The sequence below is a fragment of the Paenibacillus sp. Mc5Re-14 genome, assembly GCF_001049835.1.
In the GTDB taxonomy this organism is placed as follows: Bacteria; Bacillota; Bacilli; order Paenibacillales; family Paenibacillaceae; genus Paenibacillus; species Paenibacillus polymyxa_C.
Genome location: NZ_CVPD01000001.1, coordinates 906,464 through 932,065 on the forward strand (window position 1 = coordinate 906,464; position 25,602 = coordinate 932,065).

The following is a 25,602-nucleotide window of genomic DNA, read 5'->3' on the forward strand; positions in this document are numbered from 1 at the left end:
TTTACTCGTCCCCCATCAGCATTTGATCAATTGTCGAACCTTGCGTCACCATCGGATATACATTCTCTTCCTTGCTGACTACAAACTCGACAACGACCGGTCCGGGTGTATCAAGCGCCTCCTGCCAAGCCCGACGTGCTTCTTCCTTATTCGTAGCACGCAGTCCTTTGACACCGTATGCTTCGGCCAGTTTCACAAAATCCGGGCTTCCAGCCAGGTCAATGTGACTGTACCGATTGTTATAGATCAATTCCTGCCATTGGCGAACCATTCCAAGTACCTGGTTGTTGATGATTACGATTTTGACCGGAATGTTATTGATTGCACAGATGGCTAATTCCTGCGAACACATCTGCATGCCACCGTCTCCGTTAATCGATATTACCAATCTGTCGGGATTGGCCATCTGAGCGCCGATGGCAGAAGGGAAACCAAATCCCATCGTACCCAGTCCACCAGAGGTGACCCATGAACGTGGCTGATTAAATTTGTAATACTGTGCTGCCCACATTTGATGCTGTCCTACGTCCGTCGTAACGATTGCTCCGCCCTTGGTCGTTTTATCCAACAATTCAATAACCCATTGTGGTTTAAGCACTGTTTCAGAATCCTTATAAGAAAAAGGTTTCGCAGCTTTCCATTGCTGAATTTGCGCTCTCCATGCATCTGCCAGGTCCGCGCGTTGCACATCCTGATTCAGTAATTCCAATACTGCCTTCACGTCGCCTACGATTGGAATATCCGCGGCAACATTTTTTCCGATTTCAGCAGGATCGATATCAATGTGCACGATTTTGGCTTGAGGAGCAAATCCATCCAACTTGCCTGTCACCCGATCATCAAAGCGGGCACCGATACAGATCAGCAAATCCGACTGTTGAATCGCCTGATTGGAAGTGTATGTTCCGTGCATTCCCGGCATCCCTGTCCAGAGTTCATGTCCACTTGGGAATCCTCCCAAACCAAGCAATGTTGTTGCAATCGGAATTTCCGTTTTACGAACAAACTCGTAAAGTGCTTCATGTCCACCGGAGTATACAACTCCTCCACCTGCCAGAATGAATGGACGTTCTGCTTCGGCGATAGCTTGAGTCAGCTTGTCTAGTTGAATTTTGTTGGGCAACACATTCGGGTTGTAACCCCGCATGGTCACAGGTTCCGTCTGTGGAACAAACAACGTCTGGGCTGCGGAGACATCCTTCGGAATATCAATCAGTACTGGTCCTTTTCTACCTGTATTGGCAATATGAAATGCCTCATGGATGATTCGCGGCAGATCCTCTACATCTCTCACCAGATAGCTGTGTTTCGTAATCGGCATTGTAATTCCCGTGATATCAGCTTCCTGGAAAGCATCTGTACCGATCAGGGAAGATACAACATTACCCGTGATGACCACCAACGGCACCGAATCCATATAAGCTGTCGCTATGCCAGTTACCAGGTTTGTCGCTCCAGGTCCGGAAGTCGCGATACAGACACCAACTTTACCGCTTGCCCGTGCATAACCATCTGCCGCATGAATAGCTCCCTGCTCATGACGAGTGAGGACATGCTTGAAATCCTTGAAGCCGTACATGGCATCATAGATATAAAGCACTGCACCACCTGGATATCCAAAGACACACTCTACTCCCTCCAGCAAAAGGCTACGGAGTAAAATTTCCGAACCTGTAATCACCTCAGGCTTCATCCACTTTTGACGTAATTCATCGGTTGACCTAACTTCAGGAATTTGTGCACTCATTGGTCATCCTCCTTTACAAAATTTACATACAGCTGACATTTGTAAAAACAAAAAAACCTTTCATCCCTAGAACAGACTTGCTGTTACTGAGGGACGAAAGGCTGTAGCTTCCGTGGTACCACCCGTGTTTGCCCGATATTTCGCAATACCGAACCTTGGCAGGTACAGAAATCACAAAGGATCTCCATATCTGGCGTCTGTAACGTAGACCGTACGATTTTCCCTAATAGGCGATTCGGCGCACCGTTAATATCATGGGGCCCAAATACTTTTCAGGAAAACAGCTCCAAGGTGAGCTCGTTAAAAAGGGATTTTGGTGAAGCTTGCAGCTAATGCCTCACTCTCTGAACAAAAGAGCCCTAATCACTTCGTCCTCTTCATTGCCGTTGTGTTCATGTCATTCTTTCAAATGTTTAGACACATTATATGTCCCCCATCTGGGATAGTCAATACCCATATTTCATAAAAATTTATGTTTCTCCGCTTAAACACCTCTGGGTCGCACGCTTGTAAGAGGTACCCGCATATTATAAAAAAGACCGCACAGTGAGATTTTGTACTCCTTCAAAGACCAAGTCATATCTTGTTAAAAGGGTAAAAAGGAGGCCCGTTTATGATTCGCAAACGATGCGCCCAAGATGACAACATGATCTTTCGTCTAATCGAGCAAGAACTTGTCCCTCTATCGCATTTAAGTGCCCAAGAAATGGATCAAATACGTAAAGAATTACCCCGGCGCTTAAACCGGGGCATCACTTTTGTAGCTTGCAGACCGGATAATGCACAGGTTGTTGGCTTCATTCATGTTATGCTGCATGGAGAACTATTATACATTGATTTGATCGCAATCTCTTCGGCTCATCAAGGTAAAAGATACGGAAAAAAGTTGCTGGAGTATGCCGAGCAATACGGCCGATTGCGACGTTGCAAGCGGGCTAAAGTGATGGTGGACGAAGACAATGTGCGAGGGATCCATTTTTATCTACGTCATCAATATCACATGCTACGATATGTGGCTCTAAGCCGATGTCACGAACTCGAAAAGTCCCTGTGAAAAGTATGGTTTTCAGGGTCGTGATTTTGTAAAACTAAAAAAAGTTAGGGTAAAAAGGATAGCCTACCCCTGGGTAGCCCCCGTCTGTATACGGTCCATACTGTGGACCATATCCTGGCCCTCCATAACCTGGACCGTATCCACCGTAGGCACCAACGTATGGAGCTGTGCCAATGGCAAGCAAATCAAAAAGCACCAGAGGAATAATCGCCTTCGTGTTTACTTTTTTCTTACGGTTTGGTTGGAGAATCAGTCGGTTACCTGAAATGCGAATCAGCTTGCCACTGACCCGGGAGCCATCCTTACGTGTAGCGAAGATGACTTTGCCGACAAGCTTCTCCACCTGCTTTCTGGTTACTGCCTGTTTCATCGTATTTCCTCCTTCTTTCTCAACGGATGGACAGATTGAACGGCTCCTTGATAGCTTACCACCACCACAAAATAGACTGGAGCTGACAGGGGCCGAGCGTCCGTCCAATCTGCATAGCACAGTCTATTCCATTCAAGCCAGAAGCGTATGTTTAAATGCCTGCACAATGTAAAAAAATCTGGTACCTGCACATGCAGATACCAGATTTTCATATACACTAACGCGTATATTTAAAAACATTCAGCTGTCTATGAGTTATTAACGCTTGCTTGGATCATACAGTTGACCCAAAGCAGCCGGAGCGCGTGAACGTCCAACTGCCGCCACCAGCACAATAATCGTCAGGAGATACGGCAACATAAAAATAATTTCCTGGGGAATACTTTGCGACCATGCGAACAGCTGCACATAGTTGCGAATGGCTTGTGAAAAACCGAAAAACACTGCCGCGCCAAAAGCACCGAGCGGATTCCATTTACCGAAAATCATAGCAGCAATAGCAATATAGCCCTGTCCCGAAACGGTATTATGTGAGAACATATTGGTTGTAGTCAAAGTGATTGTTGCTCCACCAATCCCAGCCAACGCACCACTAATCATAACACCGATATAACGAAGGCGATTGACCTTGATTCCCACGGTATCGGCTGCACCCGGATGCTCCCCTACTGAACGCAAACGCAAGCCAAACGGAGTTTTATACAAAGTAAAGTAGCCAATAATAACTAATAGAATAGCTAGATATGTCGTTGGGTAGGCTTGGAAAAATGCTTTTCCTGCAATCGGAATATCCACAAGATAAGGGATGGATATCTCGTTAAAGCCTTGAATTCGACCGGTGTCACCATCACCCTCGAATAACAGCTTAACCATGTACAGTGTACTGCCTGCTGCCAAGAAGTTAATGACAATCCCGCTAATAACCTGATCGGCTTTAAACGTAATAGAGGCAACAGCATGAATGAGCGAAACCAGAATACCGAACACCGCAGCTGACAGCACACCTACCCAGGCCGCAGAGGTGCCTCCTAGTCCAGCTTGCTCGGCATAAAATCCGCCAACACCTGCCGCAAACGCCCCAAATACCATAAGTCCTTCCAATCCCAGATTCGTTACACCGGATTTTTCCGAAAAAACTCCGCCAAGAGACGCAAAAATAATCGCCGTCGCAAAAACGAGCGTTGTATGGATTAATTCACCAAGTGTTAACCAACTCATTTTACAACACCTTCTCTTTCTTCCGCTTGGAGTGGAGCGGCTTTACAACCCAACGCACAATGCCTTGGGCCGCAATGAAGAAAATAATCGAGCCAATGACTACTCGGATAATTTCTGGCGGTACATCCGCGCTAAAGCTCATCCCCGCAGAACCATACGTAAGTGTTCCGAACAAAACAGAACCGAGCAGTACACCGAACGGATTATTCATCCCGATCAAAGACACAGCGATACCGTCAAAGCCCGTTCCCGGTGACCCTGCCATGACAGATTGATAATGGAAAACCCCCAGCACCTCAAAAGCACCAGCCAATCCGGCAAAAACACCACTAATAAACATCGCTTTTATAATATTGCGATTTACATTCATGCCTGCATAACGGGATGCATCCTGATTAAATCCGACAGCCCGAAGCTCATAGCCCTGCTTTGTTTTCCACATAAAAATATAGAAAAACACTGCCGCCAGCACAGCAATAACTGTGCCCCAATGAACCCGAGCATTCCCCATCATCTGGGACAGCCAATCAATGGAAATGGAAGCGGAAGGTTGGATATCCACAGAGCGATTTTCGCCTTCCATAAGTGCAAACTGATTAATCACCAAATTAGCCAAATACAGGCCGATCCAGTTCATCATAATACAGGTAATAACTTCGTTCACGCCTCGCTTGGCCTTCAAATAGCCAGCAATCGCTGCCCACAAGCCTCCGAAAACTGCTCCTGCGATCACAGCCAGCGGTGCATGAATGATAGCAGGCAGTCCATGAAGTTTGATGCCCACAATCGAAGCAGCTGTCATACCGACCAAAAACTGCCCTTCGCCACCGATATTAAACAACCCGGCACGAGCCGCAAAAGCAAATGCCAATCCTGTTAGAATCAAAGGAGTCATCTCACGGATCGCTTCGCCAAAGTTGTAGGAATCTCCATACACACGGCTAAATAAAGCGGAATAAGCCACAATAGGGTCATACCCGCCAATCATCATCACGATAGCACCCAGAATGAGGCCAAAAATAATAGAGACTAGAGCCAGAACAAAGGAGTCTTTTGTGAATATTTTTAATAAGTTAGCCATTCTCTGCTCCTTTCTTCACTGCACTTCCTGCCATCATCAGTCCCAGTTCCTGGTCATTCGTTTCTTCAGGCAGCACTTCCCCGACAATCTTGCCTTCATAGATAACAGCAATTCGATCGGATACATTCATAATCTCGTCCAGCTCAAAAGAAATGAGCAGTACTGCTTTACCTTGATCCCGCTGGGCAATCAATTGTTTCTGGACAAATTCAATAGCCCCGACATCCAGCCCGCGTGTAGGCTGCGCCGCAATGAGAAGGTCTGGGTTTTTATCAATTTCACGCGCTATGATTGCTTTTTGCTGATTCCCACCAGATAGCGATCTTGCCTTGGTATGAATATCTGGTGTTCTAACATCAAACTTCTCGATAAGACTTTTTGCCTGCTTTTCTATAGCGTCCTTGTTCAAGAAGCCATTTTTACTGTAAGGCGCCTGATAATACGTCTCCAGCACCATATTTTCACTCATGGAAAAATCGAGCACCAATCCATGCTTATGGCGGTCCTCCGGTATATGTGAAACGCCTGCCTCTGAAATTTTGCGCGGTGGCTGATTTGCCAGTTCTTTTCCGAGCAAACGGATACTTCCGCTATCCACCTTGCGTAATCCTGTCAAAGCTTCTATCAGCTCACTCTGTCCATTGCCGTCTACTCCAGCAATCCCCAAAATCTCGCCGGCCTTAACCTGCAGGTTCAATTCATTCAGAACATGAATGCCATCCTTGTTTTTAGAAATTACTTTGTTCATTTCCAGTACAGTTTGTCCTGGTTGAGCAAGCTTCTTATCCACTTTAAAGGACACACGACGGCCCACCATTTTCTCCGCCAGCTCATTTGGTGTTGTTTCGGATGTTTTGACCGTGTCAATAACTTTACCTCGGCGAATGATCGTAACCGTATCTGCAATTTGCATAATTTCTTTGAGTTTATGAGTGATAAGAATGATTGATTTGCCTTCAGCTACTAAGCGCTTCATAATTTCCAGCAACTCAGAGATTTCCTGCGGTGTCAGCACCGCGGTTGGCTCATCGAAAATCAGAATATCTGCACCGCGATAGAGCGTTTTGATAATTTCCACACGCTGCTGCATACCAACAGATATATCCTCAATTTTGGCATTCGGATTTACCTGAAGTCCGTATTGTTCAGACAACCGCTGTACTTCTGCGGCAGCCTTTTTATAATTGATTTTCAGACCTTTACGTGGCTCCGACCCAAGGACAATATTTTCGGTTACGGTAAACGGCTGTACGAGCTTAAAATGCTGATGCACCATGCCGATCCCCAGATCAATCGCCCTATTTGGACTATCAATCTGTACGGGGTTCCCTCCCATTTCAATGGTCCCTTCATCCGGCTGATATAGTCCGAAAAGAATATTCATAAGCGTAGATTTACCCGCGCCATTCTCACCCAAAAGGGCATGAATTTCTCCCTTATGCAGCTTGATGCTGATGGAGTCGTTGGCAACGATGCCGGGGAATCGTTTTGTAATTTGCTTTAACTCAACGACGGGGGTCGCTGCATCCATGAGATCACCCTTATACACTTTATAGTATGTGCTCCAATGAGCTGATATTGACCGTTATAATCTTATAACTCCAGACGTAAGAACAAGGCTAGTCTTATGAACCAGCCTTGTCGCCACCTCTATGTTCTTCAGTCTAACTTATTTCGAAGGGACTGTAATCTCGCCTTTAATGATTTTTTGCTTGTATTGTTCTACAAGATCAAGCACGTCTTTTGGAACGTTTTTTGTAGATGTATCTGCCAAACCAATTCCGTTATCTTTCAGAGCCAGTGTTTCGACACCGCCCTTAAACTTACCGTCAATTACTTCTTGGGATACGCGTTTTACTGCTTCATCTACGCGTTTTACCATGGAAGTTAATGTTACCTCGTCACCAAACTCAAGTGATTGGTCTTTATCTACACCGATAACCCATACTTGCTGACCTTGCTGCTTACGCGCGAGTGCTTCGTTAAATACGCCTGTTCCTGATCCGCCAGCTGCATGGAAAATAATATCCGCACCATCGTTGTAGATCGTTGCTGCTGCAGCCTTACCGAGATCTGGCTTATCAAATGCACCCGTATAGTTCACATTCAGTTGTGCTTTTGGATTAACAGCCTTAATCCCTGCTTCAAATCCTTTTTCAAAACGTTTGATCAGCGGGCTGTCTTGTCCACCCACAAAACCAATTTTGTTTGTTTTAGTAAGTTTACCAGCCACAACCCCCACCAGGAAGGAACCTTCATTTTCAGCAAATACAACCGATTTAACGTTAGGCGCATCTACAACACTGTCAATGATTGCCAAGTTTTTGTTCGGATTGTCTTTTGCTACTTGTCCAATCGCATTAGCCAGATTAAAACCAATTCCCCAAGTCAGGTTGAAATCACCCTTAACGAATTGGTTCAGGTTAGGAATATAATCCTGGTCGGATTTACTTTGCAGGTATTTAACTTTAACGCCTGATTCTTTCTCAATAGCTTGAAGTGCCTCCCAAGCAGATTGGTTAAACGATTTGTCGTTTACTCCACCCACATCTGTAACCATGCCAAGTTGGACATTTGATGTTTTGGCAGAACCGCCTGCTTCTCCACCATTTGCGTTGGACGCACCTTGATTTTTGTTACCGCAGCCTGCGAGAATGACCGAGATCGCCAGCAGCATAACCAAAGACATACTAAACAATTTCTTCATGCTGATACTGTTCCCCCTTAGTGTTAGATCCCTGGACTGTCTCTTTTCTTTAGAAAATGCACATCATTTTCATGTCATTTACTGACGAGACAGATCGTACAGAAGACTTACTTTAGAGATTATACAATTATGATCGGCTAAAATCTAGACAATTAATAACCTTGGGTCAATTTTTTTTAGAATCCCAAAAATGTAAGCGTTACAAAATCGAAAAATCCATACATTCTATCATCACACGTCATATTTATTCGTATTTCGAAGAAAACGAAGTCCTTTTTAGTGTTAAGTATGTACAAAAAAAGGCGTCCCTACACAGCGTACTGCTCGGGACACCTTTGTTACCACTTTCGCGGTTTTTACGCCTTAATTAAGCGTTGATTTTACCTTTAGCAACAGTTGCCAAAGAGTTGAATGCATTAATATCATTGACTGCAAGATCAGCCAAGATTTTACGGTTAATGTCTACACCAGCCAATTTCAGACCGTGCATCAATTTGCTGTAAGACAAACCATTCAAACGAGCTGCTGCGTTGATACGCACGATCCACAGTCTGCGGAAGTTACGTTTCGTCTGACGACGGTCACGGTATGCGTAAACAAGCGATTTCATTACCTGCTCGTTAGCTGTTTTAAAAATGCGGTGTTTGGAACCAAAATAACCTTTAGCAAGCTTCAATACTTTTTTATGACGACGACGAACGACGAATCCGCCCTTTACTCTTGCCATATCAAAAGACCTCCCAAATAATGTTTATACTTTATTTATTTCCGTGCTTAATGCTATTTCAGGTTAGCAAGACCTTGTTTCAGACGTCTAACGTCCCCAGGTGCCATCTCAGGGTTAGTACCCAGAACGCGTTTTGCACGTTTGGATTTGTGGGAAAGCAAGTGGTTTCTGTAAGCTTTGTAACGCGTTACTTTACCAGTACCGGTAATTTTGAAGCGGCCTTTAAGGCTGCTATGTGTTTTCATTTTTGGCATTGAACTTCCTCCTTAATTTGTCATTGACTCTTTGGAGCCAATATCATAATCATGCTGCGTCCTTCGAGCTTGGGTTGGCGCTCCACGGTACAAAGATCAGCAACTTCCGTTTTTACACGTTCGAGAATTTTTTGTCCCACATTAGCATGGGTAATTTCGCGACCACGGAAACGAACAGAGCATTTCACCTTGTCCCCTTCATTCAGGAACTTCACCACATTGCGAAACTTGGTCTGGTAGTCATGTTCCTCGATGTTGGAACGGAACCATACCTCTTTGATGTCAACGATCTTCTGGTTTTTACGGGCTTCCTTTTCTTTCTTCTGTTGCTCATAGCGGAATTTACCGTAATCCATAATCCGACACACGGGCGGCTTCGCTTGAGGCGCCACGTTCACGAGATCCAAGTTTGCATCAATAGCCATTTGCAGAGCTTCACGAGTCGGTTTAATACCGATTTGTTCCCCGTTTGCACCAACTAGACGTACTTCTCTCACTCGAATCTCATCATTGATCATATGTTCCTTACTAATAACCCTCCACCTCCAGAACCTGTTATTGTTGTATTGTGTTTAAGCACAAAAAAGGGATGACGACTATGCAGCCGACATCCCTGTCTGATACTCAATTCATCATGAAAGTTCAATTCACAAATCATTGGATCATGACCAGCCGGCAATACCGGACAGGTGAGAAGTCGGACCTTCTGCTTGTTAATCCATACTTTTCAATTAACATACTCAAATATCATATCATGCTACTACAGAGGCGTCAACACTTTTATAAAAAATTAGGTGTACACATCCGCTGTAGGTTGCATAGTCTTACTTCATTGTTAATTAGCCTTGCTTGCTCTGAACCTCTTCCAGACGAACGACACGCGTATGCTGGGTGTGGCTCCATTGCTTGTTGTTCTGTGTAAAGAACGCATAGAACGTAATCGGATACCACGAAATCAGATAGACTGGGAACAGCAGCAAGTACAGATATACTTTTTTGAACGTGACCTTTTCCAAGATCATCGCAATTAAAAAGGTGATAATATTCAGACTCACAGCCACAAAACCGGTCCAAGCAGGGAATTGTACGTAGATATTTTCAATATTGGGACCACCAAATAATACAATATCTACCCACATCGCTACTGTCATCAAAAAGGTAAACAGTACGATGTACACGTTCAGACCATAAAGAGCCATATCGAATTTAATCAGGCTTCTATGCTTGATACTCTGCCACAGCAACGGGAAGAAATAACGACGAGCAACCGTGAAGTGACCTTGCATCCAGCGCAGACGCTGTCTGGAAGAAGCTTTGAACGTCAACGGCTTCTCATCATACACCTTGGCATCGTAATTAAATCTTGGATATACGTTGCGTTGTGTACAACGCATAGTGAATTCCAAATCCTCTACCAGACTTGTTGCACCCCAGCCCATTTCCTTGAGCAGATTTGTTTCAAAGCACATGCCTGTACCACCGAGGAAATTAGCCATATTCAGGTTGTGACGTGACAACTGCCACAGACGGTTGATGTACCAATAAGATACCCCGTATGCTGCTGTGATCCAAGAGTCCTCAGGGTTCTTAGTATCAATGTATCCCTGGATAACACGAGCACCTGAGCACAAATCATTGTTCATTTCGCTCAGGAAATTGGTATGCGCCAAATTGTCGGCATCAAACATGACAATGGCATCATATTGACGCGGCATAGCCCATAGCTCTTTGAGCATCCACTCAATAGCATAGCCTTTACCACGCAAATTCGGATTCGTACGTTCACAAGCATTCATGCCGTGAGCACGAACGATGTCCGCTGTCTTATCTGTGCAGTTATCACAGATTACGAATACATCGTACAGTTCCTTTGGATAGTCAAGCTGCTTTAAATTTTCCATCAGTGCTCCGACAACTTGTTCTTCATTGTGGGCAGCGACTAAAATAGCAAATGATTTTTCTGGAGCCGCCTGCTCTTTCCTTTTCTTATGAACCAATCCGAACAAGGAGAATGCAAACTGATAGACTGCGATCAACGCCAGTATGATCTGGAGCGTCACGAAAATAGCGTCTAACATGATCTCTTGTTACCCCCTTTTTATACCCCTTTAAAAATCTTGCGTTTGTCTGTTTTCTATCTGTGTAGCGCAAGTTGCGGCGCTTTGTGCGCCTTTTCTGTAGTTTTGACCCGACCCTTGCTTTCTTCTTTGGCTCTGCGCAGCCCCCTTTTGGCTGACACAGGAATGCCATTACGATTTTCGTTGGTTTTCAATCTTTTGTCAAAGCCCCTAAACGGGTCTCAGCAGCAAAAAAACACGACAAATTCCCGTTTGAACCGAGAATGCGGCGCTGGACCTCTCATTCATGACGCTTAGGTCTTATTTTCATCCATTTGCTAACTTTTTATTTCTTTGGTCCCTCCTTTTTGTGGGCCAATTAGCAACCACTTCTAATCACTCTATCTTATTAGACGGATGAACGCAAAGAAAGTTATACAAAACGGCTTATATTCCATTAACATTTTTGTGTAGAATTGAACCAGGTAAGTGGTGATTCTTGAAATGAACAGCGTTTAAAAATATGATGAGAGCAAGAGAATAATTACTTAGATCTAATTCTGTCAAATGGATTCAAAATATTTGCCGACAGACCTGAACCGGCAACCGGAGGAAACCAAATGCAACGTATAGTCGTAAAACTTGTAAATCTGGAGCAGCGATTGTTCAAATGGATCAACGGGCGCTTACACAACCGTTTTTTGAACTTTTGGCTGTATTATCTCACACATTTAGGCGGGGCTACCTTTACAATAGCCTCTACGCTTCTGATTTGGTGGCTCGCTCCGTATCCATGGAAAGATTCCGGCATGAAGGGAGCTATCGCTCTTGCGGTCAGTCACATTCCCGTGGCTATCGTCAAAAAGCTGTATCCGCGGATACGCCCGTACTTGGCGCTACCAGGTACGAATACATTCCGCAATCCCTTGTCGGATCATTCTTTTCCCTCAGGGCATACAACCGCTATTTTTTCGGCTACCGTTCCTTTTATGCTGCAGTCACCCATGCTAGCACTGTTGCTGTTGCCTGTAGCTATAATTGTAGGTTTTTCTCGAATTTACCTGGGGCTTCACTATCCCACGGATGTACTTGCAGGAGCAGTCATCGGAACGTCTGCAGCAATAGGAACGGTTGCATTCTGGCCTTAAAGTCGATATGGTATGATTGAGAACATCCCAGCAGGAACAGGTGAAATGAGAGTGGCTAAAAAACGAGTGTTATTATTATCGGAAGGTTTCGGTGCCGGACATACTCAAGCTGCCTACGCGCTCTCAAGCAGCTTGCGGAAGCTTTCTCCGGATGTGCAGACAAGAGTGCTGGAGCTGGGGAGCTTTTTGAATCCGAGAATGGCCCCGCTTATTATTACAGCATACAAAAAGACTGTTGTATCGCAGCCGCGCCTAGTCGGATTGGTTTACCGTCATCAATACAAAAAATCATTAAACCGTCTTACAACGCTCGCTTTGCACCGTCTGTTCTACACACAGACCCGGAATATTCTTCGGCAGCTTCGTCCCGATTTGGTGGTATGTACTCACCCCATCCCAAGCGCGGTCATTTCACGTTTGAAGCGCTTAGGCTTACATGTCCCGCTGTGTACCGTCATAACAGACTACGATGCACATGGAACATGGATTAGTCCTGAGGTTGACCGGTACTTTGTATCTACGCCTGAAGTCATGCGTAAGCTGCGCGCGCGCGGAGTACCTGTATCAAAAATCCAAGTGACCGGCATTCCGGTTCATCCTAATTTTTGGGAACATCCAGGGCACGATGAAATTAGAGAACAATTTGGACTTAAACCCATCCCGACAGTACTTGTTATGGGCGGCGGCTGGGGCCTGATGAACGACGAAGTCATACATCGTTCGCTTACCGATTGGAGAGAAAAGATTCAATTTATTTTTTGTTTGGGGCATAATGATAAAATTCGTCGTAAAATGGAGCTGGATCCTCGGTTTAATCATCCAAATATTCATATTTTCGGATTTACACGGGAAATCGACAAATTAATGGAAGTGTCGAATCTGCTCATTACCAAACCCGGTGGAATGACATGCACCGAGGGGCTGGCCAAAGGGATTCCGATGCTGTTTCACAAGCCTCTCCCTGGACAGGAAGAGGAAAATTGTCAGTACTTTACGGCTCAAGGCTTCGGAGAACCGATTACTTCGCTGGATGTTGTCGTTAAATGGATGAACCAACTGCTATACGATTTTCCAGAAATCGTTCGCAAGCGACAGGAGCACATCCATAATGTAGCGCGATATTATCCTCTTCAGAGCGCACAGAGTATTTTGGATATACTGGAACCAAACAGGGTGCTTTCCTAAAAGGAAGCACCCTGTCTTGTTTACTTTATTTATTTTGTCCGCTTTTACTTTCCATATTTTTCAAGGCGTATTGTTTCGTACTCTTCCAAAGCGTCTTTACCAATCAGCACCTCGACACGATGAATATTCATACCTTTACCCATGAACTTTTGTTCATACTCTGTCATGACATGCTCCTCATTGATTCCATCACGATGAAGGTTTAACGAAATATTCGTCATTTGTAGACCACTATCAGCGAATGAATTCAGAGAAAACTCAAACAATGTCTCCGAGTCCGTCTTAAAATGAATTTGTCCTTTGCTGTTCAAAAGCTGACGGTACTTGTCCAAAAAACGCGGATGCGTCAAACGACGGCGAGCATGCTTGGCTTTAGGCCAGGGATCGCTAAAATTCAGATAAATGCGTTCTACTTCTCCTGGTTCGAAAACATTTTCGATCTGTTCGATGTTTGCCAGTGCCAATTTGATATTGGGCGGTGTTACAACTTCTGATTCACTCCAGGCCAGACGGGACTTTTCTGTAGCACGGCGAACCAGCTCGTCATACATATCAAAGCCGATATAGTTAACCTCTGGATTACGGTAGCTCATTTGGCTTATAAATTGCCCTTTACCCATACCAAATTCCACATGAATGGGATGATCATTACCAAATAACTGCTGCCATTTCCCCTTATACTGTGATGGTTCCAAAATGACCAGATCTTGCTGTTCTTCCAGACTTTCACGTATTCCTTTTCTTCCGCGTAAACGCATGTTACTCCTCCATATACTCTGTTATCAAGGAAAAAGGAATTTCACCCCCGCTTGAAGATACGGAAATGAAATTCCTTTTTCAATATATTTGGATTGGGGTCCAACTAATTTAATTGTTCATAGTCTACCCCATCAGCAGGTGAAAAATCAATTGTCTTTTGGCAAGCGGCTCTGATTTTTTGACGTGCGGCCGTTCCAATCTGACGATCCTGCCCAAAACGGACACCAGTCAATGCTAACGCCTCATCAAAGGTTAACTCAACAGTAACTTTATCCATACGCGTCTTATCCTGCGTATTCATAAAAGATCACCTCACGGGTTATTTGTGATGGAACCGACGTGCACTTCCCCTAAAGCAGGCGATAGAAACAGCATAGCTGCCTCCCTGAAGAATAGTCATTAGCAACTGATAACTTTTTATCTTCAGGATCAAAAACAGTCCTTTTATCATATGTCTGGTACCGCTTACAATATAACATATTGTGTAACCTTTTTCAATCCGCAAAGCTATAAAATCAGCACTTTTTAATGACTTTCTCGGTCAAGTGATTCCCATTTAAGATTGAATTTTGTTACAATAGGGTGATCGTAAAAAAAGGAGTCCTCCCATGAAAACAGATTTGTTGCCTGCTCCTCTCCTGTGGGGAGATAAACGGTTCCATACATGGAATTACGAAATGCGCGAGCAATTTCAAAATAAAGTGTTTAAAGTCATGCTGGATGCGGGTTTTACTTGCCCAAATCGCGATGGTTCCATTGCCAAAGGGGGCTGTACCTTTTGTAGTGCACGCGGATCAGGTGATTTTGCCGGACGTCGCCGCGATGATTTGGTCACCCAGTTCAATACGATTCGGGATCGCCAGCATTTAAAATGGCCCAACGCTAAATATATTGGCTATTTTCAAGCCTACACCAATACGTATGCTCCGGTTGAGGAACTGCGAGAATATTTCGAGGTTATTTTGGAGCAGCCCGGTGTTGTCGGTCTGTCCATCGCTACACGTCCCGATTGCCTGCCTGATGATGTAGTCGATTATCTAGCCGAGCTGAACGAACGCACGTATCTGTGGGTCGAAATGGGTCTGCAAACCGTTCATGAATCGACCTCTGAGCTGATTAATCGTGCTCATGATACGCAGTGCTATCTGGATGCAGTGGAAAAACTGCGCAAGCGGAATATCCGTGTGTGCGCCCACATCATTTATGGCCTACCGCAAGAGACGCATGAAATGATGCTTGATACAGGACGTGCAGTAGCTGCTATGGATGTGCAGGGCATCAAAATCCATCTGCTGCATCTCATGCGCAAAACGCCAATGGTCAAGCAGTACGAAGCAGGATTGCTACGCTTTCTGGATAAGGACGAGTACATTAAGCTTATTGTAGATACGTTGGAGTTTTTACCCCCTGAAATGATCGTTCATCGGTTGACCGGAGATGCACCACGCGATTTACTGATGGGCCCCATGTGGTCGCTTAAAAAATGGGAAGTGCTCAACAGCATTGATAATGAACTGAAATCACGTGAAACGTGGCAGGGAAAATACTGGAGGAAGTCTTAAATGGGATTTCTGTCTGTTCTGAGCTATGCTCATCAATTGGTAGCTACGCGGGTGCAGCCAGGTGATACTGCTGTAGACGCCACCGTCGGCACAGGAGCAGATACGTTGTTTCTCGCTAAAGCTGCTGGCAAACGGGGCCGCGTCTATGGCTTCGATATCCAGCAGGCAGCTTTGGATTACGCTCGTCGTCGGCTGGAAGAAGACACCTCCCCTTCATTAGCGGAAGTATCACTATTGCTGCAAGGCCATGAGCACATGCGGGAGGCCGTTCCAGACCTGCTGCATGGTAAAGTGGCTGCGGTCATGTTTAACCTTGGCTACTTGCCGTCTGATGGCGCCGACCCTACGGTCATCACGCATACAGACAGCACGCTCGTCGCACTTGAAGCTGCCTTGCAATTGCTGCGACCGCGTGGTATTTTGACTGCCGTATTATATCCAGGGCATGCTGGAGGCAGGGAAGAAGCGGAAGCTGTTCTTCATTGGGCTTCTTCCCTCCCAGTCTCCAGCGGTCAAAGCATTATTTACCGTCAACTACAACGAGACGCTTCACCTTACGTAGTGGCGGTTGAAAAGAAATAATGTCGAGTTGTTAAACTCGCATATTCTCGCATATTTAGGTAATGAGCGGCTTTTTAGCCGCCTTACATATATTTTATAGCGCCATATGGGTCTATTCTTCCGGTTTTTTGCCCAGCGGCACGTTTTGATTGCCTGATTCTGTTAGATCGTACTCATTACTCATTATGGAGGAGAGAAATCATGCTAAAGCCATACCCGCTGCAATTCCAACCTGAGTTCAAAGAGAGAGTTTGGGGAGGACGGGCCTTAGAACAATTTGGTCTAACCCCACCAGAAGGACATATTGGTGAAGGATGGATGATTGCCGATCATCCGAACGGAACAACAACGGTCATCAATGGCGAGCTGGCTGGAAAAGGGCTGGATGAAATCCGCCAGACTTACGGACAGGATTGGCTTGGGGCAAAGGGCGTATCGAAAAAAGGCGGACGTTTTCCACTTTTGATCAAGCTGCTGGATTGCAATGATGATTTATCTGTTCAGGTGCATCCGACGGATGATTACGCCGGACTTCCAGCTGGAGAATTAGGAAAAACCGAAATGTGGTATGTGCTTGATGCCAAGCCTGATGCCAAAATCATTTATGGTCTGACCGAAGGTGTAACCCGTGAAAGTCTGCGTATAGCTCTTGAAAGCGGAGATATCATGGGCAGTTTGCGCCAGGTTCCAGTTGAAGCAGGCGATACATTCTTCATCCCCGCTGGAACCGTGCATGCACTGTGTGCGGGTGTAGTGGTTGCTGAAATTCAGCAAAATTCGGATACAACCTATCGTTTATATGACTATAATCGCCCCGGTCTGGACGGCAAACCTCGTGAGTTGCACATCGAGGACTCCCTTAATGTAACTTCCTACGAAGGTGCAGGCGCAACAACGATGAAAACGGACGGCCTGCAGCCTGGAGAATGGCTCCAACTGGCATCCTGTGAGTATTTTGTTGTGGAAAAGGGTATCGTAGATGGAAGTTGGGCACTTTCTACAACGGAAGACAGCTTCACTATTCTTGTAATTTGCGAAGGCAGTGGGACCATAACATGGGACAATAATACGGATTCTCTTTCCTGTAAAGCTGGAGATTGCTTCCTGCTCCCTGCTAATTTGGGCGGTTACACGCTAAATGACGGAATGACCGTACTTAGATCTTATCTTCCTTAAAGCTTAAAGGATGTGATGTCTAATCATGCGGGAATACACCTTCACCATCGCTGAAGATGACGGAACAGAGCTATTTGCTTATCGATGGCTGCCCGAGCCGAACATTCCCATCAAGGGAATCGTTCAAGTTTCGCATGGCATGTGTGAGACGTCATACCGCTACATTCGGCTGGCCGAAAAGCTTACCGCTTCTGGTTACGGCGTGTATGCCAACGATCATATCGGCCACGGGCGCACAGCTGGTGATCCTGATAAGCTCGGTATGCCGGGAGCCAATGCATTCAACCGAATGGCAAAAGGCATGCTGGAGCTAGGCGAAATTGCGGCCAAGGAATTCCCTGATCAGTCTCGTTTTTTACTGGGTCACAGCATGGGCTCCTTTTTAACCCAGAAAATTATGTATGATGATCAACAGGCGTATCACGGGTTTATTTTATCGGGAACCAACGGACGACGTAGTCTGCTGAAACTCGGAGAACAGGTTGCTCTGCTGCAAGCCAAACTGCAAGGAATGGATCATCGTAGCATGCTGCTCAACGCTATGGTCTTTGGCGGCTTTAACCGTGCTTTTCGTCCTGTGCGCACAGCGTTCGACTGGCTGTCCCGTGATCCTGAGGAAGTAGATCAGTTCGTGCACGACCCACTATGTGGAGCTATTTGCACGACAGGCTTTTTCCTCGATTTTTTCAGGCTTTTGCAAGAAATTCACTGGCCTTCCTCGTTGAAAAACATTAATCCCAAACTGCCCGTTTATATTTTTGCCGGGGATCGTGATCCGGTGGGCTTGTTCGGAAAAGGTGTGTTGTCGCTAGTGGATATGTATCGAAGCCTGGAGCTTCAAGACTTGGAGTATCGCCTTTATCCTGACGGTCGCCATGAGATGTTGCATGAAACAAATCGCGACGAGGTAATGAGTGACATCGTGGACTGGCTCGACCGTCATATTAACACAGGGGCAACCTCTGTTTCCGTTGGGTCTGGAGCCTCCGAAGCATCCGCTTTATCAGCTTCGCCCAAGTCATCTTCCTAGTGAGAAATTAGCAAAAGAAGCCTTTAAAGCATGATAAAAGTGGCTTTAAAGGCTTCTTTTGTATTCCTTTATTTTTCATCAGGGCATCATTTTGGAGTTAATTACCATGCATTTCGTTCTTTCAGCGAAGTAATATGAGCTGTGTGATGCTTGCCATGCCAGGCATAGATGCCAATGTTTCGTTCCAGACGGATCGTCTGGAACGATTCAGGATGAATAAATGTTCGGTGTAGCTGATCTTCCCCCAATGAACGCAACATGGTCACCCACCGTTCATGAAGTCCTTCCAGCAATTGCAACGAAGGTTCCAGTGGAAGCTCTCTAGCGTCTGGTATTTCAGCCCAACGCCCCTCATCATAGGGTTTGATTGTCGGTGTATCTTCTGTCAGCGCTAGCTTAAAACGGATATAGCTGTTCATATGGCTGTCTGCCAAATGATGAACAACCTGCCGAATCGTCCATCCTCCTTCACGATAAGGCGTATTTAACTGCTGCTCATTTAGTCCTTCGACCGCCTGACGCAATTGTCCAGGCAATTCAGCAATGTCGTCTATCCATGTGGTTAACTGTTCTTCTGTAATGGTATCTGGAACCACGAACGGTCCAATCGGGTAGCGCAAGTCTTTGTCCAAAACAGTTCCCGCCCTTCTCTGTATCTGAATGTCTGCAATTGTCTATAGCCTTATGTTATAACTATGCAGGAAAAAAAGCAGACCCGCAAGAGTCTGCTTTTGTCATGCATGTACAAGGGAGATGCACTCGAATGATATATTTTATCCTTCCAGCAACAATGATTCGGGATCTTCCAGCAATTCTTTGACCGTTACCAGGAAGCGGACCGCCTCGCTACCATCAATAATGCGGTGGTCATAGGACAACGCGATATACATCATTGGACGATTTTCCATACGTTCCTCGTCGATGGCAATCGGGCGAAGTTGGATTTTATGCATTCCCAAAATACCCACTTGCGGCGTATTCAGAATTGGCGTAGACAGCAGGGAACCGAAAATACCTCCATTGGTTATGGTAAAGGTTCCTCCTTGCAAGTCTGCCAGAGAAAGTGAATTGGAACGAGCTTTGCTAGCCAAATCGGCAATGCTCTTCTCAATTTCAGCAAAACCAAGCCGATCAGCATCCCTGACAACAGGAACGACCAAACCTTCCTTGGCAGATACAGCAATCCCGATATCATAGTATTTTTTCAGTACGATATCATCGCCATTGATTTCTGCATTCACAGTAGGGAAGCGCTTGAGCGCGCCAACCACTGCCTTCGTAAAGAAGGACATAAAACCCAGCCCTACATCATGTTTCTCCTTAAACTTATCTTTACGGCGTTTGCGCACATCAAGAATAGCGGTCATATCCACTTCATTAAAAGTCGTAAGCATGGCGGCTGTTTGCTGTGCTTCAACAAGACGCTTGGCAATCGTCGCTCTCCGACGGGACATCCGCTGCCGTTCCACAGGCTTGCTGTACTCTGTTTGAGCTGGAGACGGTGACACAGACTTGCCAGCAGCGGGAGACGCAGGTACAGATGCTGTAAGTGATACTTCAGCGCTGTTATGCGTTTTTACGTCCTCCTGAAACACACGTCCAAGCGGGTCCTTTCCTTGTACCTGCTCAAGGTCAATCCCGCGCTCACGCGCCAGCTTCCGGGCGGATGGTGATGCCGTCTGACCATTCCCGTCACTATTGGAGGGGATGGGCGGCGCAGACTTTTCTACTGCTTTACCGCCGCTTTCTACAGAAGTCGGTGAAGTTGCTACGGACGGCGCTTCAGGCGCTTGAGTCGCTGCGGCTTCTCCGGCACCAGTTGCTTCCGCACCACTGTCGTTTCCGATCAAGCCAACAGCTTCGCCGATAACCACAGTATCCCCCTCTTGACGAAGGATTTTCTGGACTACACCTGCTTCTTCGGCGCTAATTTCCAGATTGACCTTATCCGTTTCCAGCTCCAGTAGAACATCTCCCTGTCCTACGGAATCTCCTTCCTTTACAAGCCATTTGGAGATTGTTCCTTCCGTGATGGATTCTCCCATTGCTGGCACTATAATATCACTCACAGCCGCTACCTCCCCAGTGTAATATTGTTTTTGGAATCCTGCTTCAACGCCGATTGAATAATTCGCTGTTGTTCTAGGCTGTGTACTTGCTGATAACCGCTCGCCGGGCTGGAACGGTCCGGTCTGCCTGCGTAACGAATTTCCGCTCCCTGTGGCACAACCTCCCGCAGACGAGGCTCCATATAACTCCAGGCCCCCATATTTTTAGGTTCTTCCTGAGCCCATACGAACTCCTTAACATGTGGGAAGCGACTAAAAATATTCCGAATTTCCTCTGCCGGGAAAGGATATAGCTGCTCCACACGAATAATGTGCAAACGCTCCTCTGCTTCATTCCCGTTTTTATCCTTCTCCAACGCTTCCTCCAGATCAATGGCAATCTTGCCACTGCACAGTACAATGCGCTCTACCCGATCCGGACGTGATCCCAGACCAGATTGCTCCAACACAGGACGGAATGTTCCCTCACTGAATTCAGAAGCAGGTGAAGCGACACGATTGTTGCGAATCAGGCTCTTCGGCGACATCATCACAAGCGGGCGAGCTTCCTCACTTTCGCTTAATGCAGCCTGACGGCGCAGCAGATGGAAATACTGTGAGGCGCTACTCAAATTGGCGACAGTCCAGTTATTTTGTGCAGACAACTGGAGGAAACGCTCCAGACGTGCACTCGTATGCTCAGGTCCTTGTCCTTCACTACCATGCGGTAACAGCATCACCAGACTGGATTTCTGTCTCCATTTGGCACGGCCAGCGGAAATGAATTGGTCGAAAATAACTTGCGCACAGTTGGCAAAATCACCGAATTGCGCTTCCCAAATGACCAACGTCTCAGGAGAAAACACGTTATAGCCATACTCGAAGCCGAGGACTGACGCCTCAGACAATGGACTGTTATGAATACTGAACGAAGCACGTGCTTCCGGCAATGTATGCAGCGGGCAATGGGTACGCCCGGTTTCAGGCTCATGCAGCACAAGGTTACGGTGAGCAAAAGTAGCTCGCTCTGCATCCTGACCTGTCATACGAATAGGCTTGCCGTCTGCTAGAATGGTAGCTAAAGCGAGTGTCTCCGCCAAGCTCCAATCTACCTTTTCACCCTCGTTCAGAGCGGTTTTTCTACGCTGTAAAATTCGTTCCAGCTTCGGATATACATGAAAAGCCTGTGGCCATTTGAGTAAATTTTCATTAATTTGACGCAGTTTTTTCATTTCAACCGCAGTACGGACCGGTGTGCTCTGATTCTTTTTCACCTTCACAGCAGTAAATTCAGGCTCCTCCTCCGGTTGATTCTTCACATGCTCATGTGCTTCCTTCAGTCGGTTTTGGACCTTCTCAATGAGGCCAGCACTAAATGCTTCATCCACTATGCCCTGCTTCATCAGCTTTTGAGCATATAATTTGCTCACCGTTGGATGATTCTTTACCTTGCGATACACCAGCGGTTGAGTTGTTTCCGGATCATCGGATTCATTGTGACCATAACGTCGGTAACCAATCAGATCAATCAGAAAATCCTTCTTGAAGCGATTACGGTACTCACCAGCCATACGAGCCGCTGCAATACAAGCCTCAGGATTATCCGCATTCACATGTACAATTGGAATTTCGTAGCCCTTGGCCAGATCGCTGGCATAACGGGTCGAACGTGAATCAACACTCTCTGTCGTAAAGCCCAGACGATTGTTCACAATGATGTGCACTGTGCCACCATTACGGAAGCCGCGCAAATTGGTGAAATTGAGTGATTCGGCTACGATACCTTCACCCGGGAACGCCGCATCACCGTGCATAATAATGGTAGCTGCCTTGCTAACGTCCAGCTTCGGATAACCAGCCTCACTGCGATCTTCCTGTGCCGCACGCGAAAATCCCTGCACCACCGGATTCACATATTCCAGGTGACTTGGGTTGTTCGCCAATGTCAGACGGGCCTGAACGGCTTCCCCATCTTTTACAAAACGATCCGCACCCAGATGATATTTTACATCCCCAGTCCAGCCGTAGTTAATTCCAGTGGAACCTTCCGACGGAATCAGATCCTTATTCGGGGAATGATGAAATTCAGAGAAAATTTTGCTATAAGGCTTGCCCAGCACATGTGCCAATACATTCAGACGACCACGATGCGCCATCCCCATCAGGACATGACTTGCTCCTGCATTGGTGGTTAGACGAATAACCTCGTCGAGTACCGGGACAAGCACATCATTACCCTCGATGGAAAAACGCTTCTGCCCGACGAATGTTTTATGCAAAAACTCTTCGAACTGTTCTACTTCTACCAATCTGCCCAGCAACGACTTGCGTTCCTGTGTTGTAAGTGGCTTGGAGGACCAGCCGGATTCTGCATAGCTGTTCAGCCAGCGGCGTTCCTCCTCGTTATGAATATGACTAAATTCATAGGCAATCGGTCCTGTGTATGCTACACGTAGCCGTTGAATGGCTTCCCACCCGTTCAGTGTTCCCGCTGGAGCGTTATCCCATATTAAAGAGGCTGGAAAAGCCTTTAGGTCTTGTTCAGTTAAACCGTAAGATGCTGGATCAAGCAGACGTGTATCCTGCTCTGCATCCAGTCCCAGTGGATCGATTTGGGCGGCCAAATGTCCGTATTCACGGATATTCCACACCATTTTGCCCGCTGTAACCGCTTTCTGTAATGTGTTCGAATCAAGGTGCCCCAAAGCATTTACGGGGGGGCCTTGTAATTTGTTGTCTATCATGGAAGCAGCCGAATATTCGGATTGTGGCGGCTCGCCCCATTGATCAAACAGCTCGCGGTAAGCCGGATCAACCGTTCCGGGATCCGCTACATACTTTTCATACTGGTCCTGCACATAACCTAGATTAGGTCCGTAATACGTCTGCCAAGGTACCTGTCTGCTGCTCTCTTCCATTGTCATCTCGTTCCCTCCGTCAAATTTTGAAATTCATAGCTGGACGGAAATCATTTCCATTTTGTCGTTTTGTTAAATCTCTAATTTAAGCAATTCACATTATGTTCACATTATATGAAATCCATGATCAAAAGTCGAATTTCACAGTGCTTATTTCTCTTTCATTGTATAAAGTTTTCTAGCTATGAGCATTTCCTTTTTCTCAACATATCCATGCGTAAATGAGATGAATCGGGCTATTCTGTAATTCTGTAGTCTTTATCATTTAAAGATCTAGGATGTGATATAAACGGATATCCTAATCACGAACTTAAATCTGTGACTGGTATATAAAAGTAATCGCTATAAATGGCGAGGATTTAGCTTAATTAAGATTGGAGATTGACACCCTTTTGTGATTCAGAAATCAAGCACATGGCAACTTAAATAACCAGCTGTCGGATATCAACCGATGGCTGGTTATTTAAGTTGCCGATACGATGCAAATTCAAACTTAAAGTGACATTAAAGTCACTTTTCTGTACAATTTTCCTACTTTTCACTATTATTTTACTTAGGCATCTAAAAACCGCTTTGAAAGCGAAAGGGATGGAACTGTGACTGGACTAAAACAAATACTCAGAAACAAGAATTATGTCAGATTTTTTCTGGCAACCTTCGCCTCACAAATGGGAGGAATTATCGGAGTTACTGCATTCATGTTTTATTTGTTGAAACGGTTTACAAATCAGCCTTACTATGCAACACTTGCCGAGTTAATGTATTCGCTCCCGATGCTGGTAGTATTTCTCGTGGTTGGAGTGCTGGCAGATCGGATGGACAGACAAAAAATTGCTGTTAATTGTGACTGGATTAGCGCCTTTTTATCCTTATGCTTGCTTGTTTTTATTTGGATCGATTCGATTCCTTTGGTATTTGCCCTCCTCTTCATCCGTAGTGCTGCCTCCAAGTTTTTCTTTCCAGCCGAAAGTGCCATTATACAGGGGATATTAAGCGAAGATGATTACACCATTGCCGCAGGCCTCAATCAAATGATGGGGAGTCTTTTCATGTTATTTGGAGGAACTCTGGGGGCCGTCGTTTACTGGCACTTTGGAATTACTGGAGCCATCCTCATTGATGCTATTTCTTTTATTGTGTCTGCACTGCTCATTCGTTCTTGCAAAATTCCCAAGGAAGTACGCCTTCCGAACGGTGCACATCAATTTAAACAATTAAAATTCAAACTTGTCATGATCGATTTTAAACAAGGGTTTCTTTACATATTACGCAACAGACTATTGCTTTGGTTGGTTTCAGGCTTTTTTATGTTCGGTATTTTAAATGGTGGTTTTAGCGTTTTACCGATGTTTATCCTTAAATATAAGCTAGCTCCAGGCAACTATGAGCAGTATATGGTTTGGACAGGTATTATTTTTGGAGCTGGTGTGTTGCTTGGTACACTAATCGCTTCGCTCATCTCCGCCAAGCTAAAGCTACACCAAATGATTGCAGCCGGAGTTCTGGTAGCTGGAATAGGCATGTGCATACTTGGTTTTGTTAACCACCTCTATGCTTTTATGATTATCAATTTTGTCATTGCACTGATCCTTCCGTTCATTAACATTGGTATAGGAGGATGGCTGCCTCGTATTGTAGATCCTCAAATGATGGGGCGTGTGCAAGGTTTGATTAATCCGTTAATGATGCTGTCTCAGTCTCTTACATTAGGTTTCATTGCTGTAAGCTTTCCTTCATTTATTTCAATTGAGCTCTTGTTTTTATTAGTTGGGGTCTGTACCGTTATGGTAGGCATATACTACACTATTGTGCTTCCCCGTTATGCTGATTACAGCACTTCTTCTAAGGCCCTTCAGGAATCTTTATAGACAAATAGAAAAAGCGTACATCCGACCGTTCCGCCAGCGATTGTTGATTTGCCACTTCTGCCTCCCAATCCCGTGCAGAAGTGGCTTCATCCTATCTCCCCTCAATGCCCTCACAAGTACATACATTCGTTA

At 45.6% G+C, this 25,602-nt stretch carries 24 protein-coding genes; 8 read left to right on the forward strand and 16 right to left on the reverse strand.

Annotated features, from left to right (window positions below; translation table 11 throughout):
- Position 1: 1 nt before the first annotated feature.
- Positions 2–1,747, reverse strand: a complete 1,746-nt coding sequence (ilvB, locus tag BN1546_RS04205; RefSeq protein ID WP_090736083.1) for a biosynthetic-type acetolactate synthase large subunit — start codon at positions 1,745–1,747, stop codon at positions 2–4.
- Positions 1,748–2,360: 613 nt separating this feature from the next.
- Here ilvB and BN1546_RS04210 point away from each other — a divergent pair.
- A complete protein-coding gene (locus BN1546_RS04210) occupies positions 2,361–2,801 on the forward strand; it encodes a GNAT family N-acetyltransferase (protein WP_013370078.1) in 441 nt (146 codons plus the stop codon).
- A 34-nt stretch (positions 2,802–2,835) separates the two neighbouring features.
- Here the strand turns inward: BN1546_RS04210 and BN1546_RS04215 are convergent, their stop codons facing one another.
- The 10 genes from BN1546_RS04215 to BN1546_RS27220 all read right to left on the reverse strand — a co-directional run bounded on the left by BN1546_RS04215 (position 2,836) and on the right by BN1546_RS27220 (position 11,430).
- Positions 2,836–3,171, reverse strand: coding sequence for a hypothetical protein (locus tag BN1546_RS04215; RefSeq protein ID WP_040101800.1), 336 nt, complete (start codon positions 3,169–3,171; stop codon positions 2,836–2,838).
- 258 nt (positions 3,172–3,429) lie between these two features.
- A complete protein-coding gene (locus BN1546_RS04220; RefSeq protein WP_010349245.1) occupies positions 3,430–4,389 on the reverse strand; it encodes an ABC transporter permease in 960 nt (319 codons plus the stop codon).
- Position 4,390: 1 nt separating this feature from the next.
- Entirely contained in the window at positions 4,391–5,470 is a 1,080-nt protein-coding gene (locus BN1546_RS04225) for an ABC transporter permease (protein WP_040101801.1), read from the reverse strand.
- Positions 5,463–7,001, reverse strand: a complete 1,539-nt coding sequence (locus BN1546_RS04230) for an ABC transporter ATP-binding protein (protein WP_058712024.1) — start codon at positions 6,999–7,001, stop codon at positions 5,463–5,465. The genes BN1546_RS04225 and BN1546_RS04230 overlap by 8 nt, the downstream gene beginning before the upstream one ends.
- Positions 7,002–7,139: 138 nt before the next feature.
- Positions 7,140–8,177 carry a BMP family lipoprotein gene (locus tag BN1546_RS04235; RefSeq protein WP_013370073.1) on the reverse strand — a complete coding sequence of 346 codons (1,038 nt, stop codon included), beginning with the start codon at positions 8,175–8,177 and terminating at the stop codon, positions 7,140–7,142.
- Between the two features lie 367 nt (positions 8,178–8,544).
- Positions 8,545–8,904 (reverse strand): 50S ribosomal protein L20, encoded by a 360-nt coding sequence (gene rplT, locus BN1546_RS04240; RefSeq protein ID WP_007429517.1) that lies wholly within the window; start codon positions 8,902–8,904, stop codon positions 8,545–8,547.
- Between the two features lie 53 nt (positions 8,905–8,957).
- Positions 8,958–9,158, reverse strand: coding sequence for a 50S ribosomal protein L35 (gene rpmI / locus BN1546_RS04245; RefSeq protein ID WP_007429516.1), 201 nt, complete (start codon positions 9,156–9,158; stop codon positions 8,958–8,960).
- 20 nt (positions 9,159–9,178) lie between these two features.
- Positions 9,179–9,676, reverse strand: a complete 498-nt coding sequence (gene infC / locus BN1546_RS04250; protein WP_007429515.1) for a translation initiation factor IF-3 — start codon at positions 9,674–9,676, stop codon at positions 9,179–9,181.
- Between the two features lie 321 nt (positions 9,677–9,997).
- Positions 9,998–11,236 carry a glycosyltransferase family 2 protein gene (locus tag BN1546_RS04255; RefSeq protein WP_090736085.1) on the reverse strand — a complete coding sequence of 413 codons (1,239 nt, stop codon included), beginning with the start codon at positions 11,234–11,236 and terminating at the stop codon, positions 9,998–10,000.
- A gap of 56 nt (positions 11,237–11,292) precedes the next feature.
- A complete protein-coding gene (locus BN1546_RS27220; protein WP_013370070.1) occupies positions 11,293–11,430 on the reverse strand; it encodes a hypothetical protein in 138 nt (45 codons plus the stop codon).
- Between the two features lie 405 nt (positions 11,431–11,835).
- Here BN1546_RS27220 and BN1546_RS04260 point away from each other — a divergent pair, with 405 nt between their 5' ends.
- Together BN1546_RS04260 and BN1546_RS04265 are read left to right on the forward strand one after the other, a co-directional pair.
- Complete coding sequence (locus BN1546_RS04260) at positions 11,836–12,363, forward strand: phosphatase PAP2 family protein (protein ID WP_090736088.1); 528 nt, start codon at positions 11,836–11,838, stop codon at positions 12,361–12,363.
- Positions 12,364–12,408: 45 nt separating this feature from the next.
- Complete coding sequence (locus BN1546_RS04265) at positions 12,409–13,548, forward strand: MGDG synthase family glycosyltransferase (RefSeq protein WP_176702319.1); 1,140 nt, start codon at positions 12,409–12,411, stop codon at positions 13,546–13,548.
- A gap of 44 nt (positions 13,549–13,592) precedes the next feature.
- Here the strand turns inward: BN1546_RS04265 and trmB are convergent, their stop codons facing one another.
- Both trmB and BN1546_RS04275 read right to left on the reverse strand, forming a co-directional pair.
- Entirely contained in the window at positions 13,593–14,306 is a 714-nt protein-coding gene (gene trmB / locus BN1546_RS04270; protein WP_090736093.1) for a tRNA (guanosine(46)-N7)-methyltransferase TrmB, read from the reverse strand.
- A 104-nt stretch (positions 14,307–14,410) separates the two neighbouring features.
- Positions 14,411–14,608: a hypothetical protein gene (locus BN1546_RS04275; protein WP_013370066.1), complete on the reverse strand. Its 198-nt coding sequence runs from the start codon at positions 14,606–14,608 to the stop codon at positions 14,411–14,413.
- Positions 14,609–14,915: 307 nt separating this feature from the next.
- Here BN1546_RS04275 and BN1546_RS04280 point away from each other — a divergent pair, with 307 nt between their 5' ends.
- The 4 genes from BN1546_RS04280 (at position 14,916) to BN1546_RS04295 (ending at position 18,636) form a co-directional block, all read left to right on the forward strand.
- The gene (locus BN1546_RS04280; RefSeq protein WP_090736096.1) at positions 14,916–15,869 is read left to right on the forward strand and encodes a tRNA modification radical SAM protein MnmL/YtqA; all 954 of its coding nucleotides are present in this window, start codon (positions 14,916–14,918) and stop codon (positions 15,867–15,869) included.
- A complete protein-coding gene (locus BN1546_RS04285; RefSeq protein WP_058829238.1) occupies positions 15,870–16,451 on the forward strand; it encodes a tRNA 5-(aminomethyl)-2-thiouridylate-methyltransferase MnmM in 582 nt (193 codons plus the stop codon). It begins immediately after the preceding gene.
- 180 nt (positions 16,452–16,631) lie between these two features.
- Positions 16,632–17,606: a type I phosphomannose isomerase catalytic subunit gene (locus BN1546_RS04290; protein ID WP_058829237.1), complete on the forward strand. Its 975-nt coding sequence runs from the start codon at positions 16,632–16,634 to the stop codon at positions 17,604–17,606.
- A 25-nt stretch (positions 17,607–17,631) separates the two neighbouring features.
- A complete protein-coding gene (locus BN1546_RS04295; protein ID WP_013370062.1) occupies positions 17,632–18,636 on the forward strand; it encodes an alpha/beta fold hydrolase in 1,005 nt (334 codons plus the stop codon).
- Positions 18,637–18,737: 101 nt separating this feature from the next.
- Here the strand turns inward: BN1546_RS04295 and BN1546_RS04300 are convergent, their stop codons facing one another.
- From BN1546_RS04300 to BN1546_RS04310, 3 genes are all read right to left on the reverse strand, one after another.
- Entirely contained in the window at positions 18,738–19,268 is a 531-nt protein-coding gene (locus tag BN1546_RS04300) for a YfiT family bacillithiol transferase (RefSeq protein ID WP_090736097.1), read from the reverse strand.
- A gap of 141 nt (positions 19,269–19,409) precedes the next feature.
- On the reverse strand, positions 19,410–20,705 hold the full coding sequence (gene odhB / locus BN1546_RS04305) for a 2-oxoglutarate dehydrogenase complex dihydrolipoyllysine-residue succinyltransferase (RefSeq protein WP_090736100.1): 1,296 nt from the start codon (positions 20,703–20,705) through the stop codon (positions 19,410–19,412).
- A 5-nt stretch (positions 20,706–20,710) separates the two neighbouring features.
- Complete coding sequence (locus tag BN1546_RS04310) at positions 20,711–23,608, reverse strand: 2-oxoglutarate dehydrogenase E1 component (RefSeq protein ID WP_090736103.1); 2,898 nt, start codon at positions 23,606–23,608, stop codon at positions 20,711–20,713.
- Positions 23,609–24,198: 590 nt separating this feature from the next.
- Here BN1546_RS04310 and BN1546_RS04315 point away from each other — a divergent pair.
- Positions 24,199–25,470, forward strand: a complete 1,272-nt coding sequence (locus BN1546_RS04315; protein ID WP_040101805.1) for an MFS transporter — start codon at positions 24,199–24,201, stop codon at positions 25,468–25,470.
- Positions 25,471–25,602: the final 132 nt, after the last annotated feature.

Coding starts and splice junctions, on each gene's coding strand:
- ilvB (WP_090736083.1), bottom strand. CDS start 1,747: ATGAGTGCACAAATTCCTGAAGTTAGGTCAACCGATGAATTACGTCAA.
- BN1546_RS04210 (WP_013370078.1), top strand. CDS start 2,361: ATGATTCGCAAACGATGCGCCCAAGATGACAACATGATCTTTCGTCTA.
- BN1546_RS04215 (WP_040101800.1), bottom strand. CDS start 3,171: ATGAAACAGGCAGTAACCAGAAAGCAGGTGGAGAAGCTTGTCGGCAAA.
- BN1546_RS04220 (WP_010349245.1), bottom strand. CDS start 4,389: ATGAGTTGGTTAACACTTGGTGAATTAATCCATACAACGCTCGTTTTT.
- BN1546_RS04225 (WP_040101801.1), bottom strand. CDS start 5,470: ATGGCTAACTTATTAAAAATATTCACAAAAGACTCCTTTGTTCTGGCT.
- BN1546_RS04230 (WP_058712024.1), bottom strand. CDS start 7,001: ATGGATGCAGCGACCCCCGTCGTTGAGTTAAAGCAAATTACAAAACGA.
- BN1546_RS04235 (WP_013370073.1), bottom strand. CDS start 8,177: ATGAAGAAATTGTTTAGTATGTCTTTGGTTATGCTGCTGGCGATCTCG.
- rplT (WP_007429517.1), bottom strand. CDS start 8,904: ATGGCAAGAGTAAAGGGCGGATTCGTCGTTCGTCGTCGTCATAAAAAA.
- rpmI (WP_007429516.1), bottom strand. CDS start 9,158: ATGCCAAAAATGAAAACACATAGCAGCCTTAAAGGCCGCTTCAAAATT.
- infC (WP_007429515.1), bottom strand. CDS start 9,676: ATGATCAATGATGAGATTCGAGTGAGAGAAGTACGTCTAGTTGGTGCA.
- BN1546_RS04255 (WP_090736085.1), bottom strand. CDS start 11,236: ATGTTAGACGCTATTTTCGTGACGCTCCAGATCATACTGGCGTTGATC.
- BN1546_RS04260 (WP_090736088.1), top strand. CDS start 11,836: ATGCAACGTATAGTCGTAAAACTTGTAAATCTGGAGCAGCGATTGTTC.
- BN1546_RS04265 (WP_176702319.1), top strand. CDS start 12,409: ATGAGAGTGGCTAAAAAACGAGTGTTATTATTATCGGAAGGTTTCGGT.
- trmB (WP_090736093.1), bottom strand. CDS start 14,306: ATGCGTTTACGCGGAAGAAAAGGAATACGTGAAAGTCTGGAAGAACAG.
- BN1546_RS04275 (WP_013370066.1), bottom strand. CDS start 14,608: ATGAATACGCAGGATAAGACGCGTATGGATAAAGTTACTGTTGAGTTA.
- BN1546_RS04280 (WP_090736096.1), top strand. CDS start 14,916: ATGAAAACAGATTTGTTGCCTGCTCCTCTCCTGTGGGGAGATAAACGG.
- BN1546_RS04285 (WP_058829238.1), top strand. CDS start 15,870: ATGGGATTTCTGTCTGTTCTGAGCTATGCTCATCAATTGGTAGCTACG.
- BN1546_RS04290 (WP_058829237.1), top strand. CDS start 16,632: ATGCTAAAGCCATACCCGCTGCAATTCCAACCTGAGTTCAAAGAGAGA.
- BN1546_RS04295 (WP_013370062.1), top strand. CDS start 17,632: ATGCGGGAATACACCTTCACCATCGCTGAAGATGACGGAACAGAGCTA.
- BN1546_RS04310 (WP_090736103.1), bottom strand. CDS start 23,608: ATGACAATGGAAGAGAGCAGCAGACAGGTACCTTGGCAGACGTATTAC.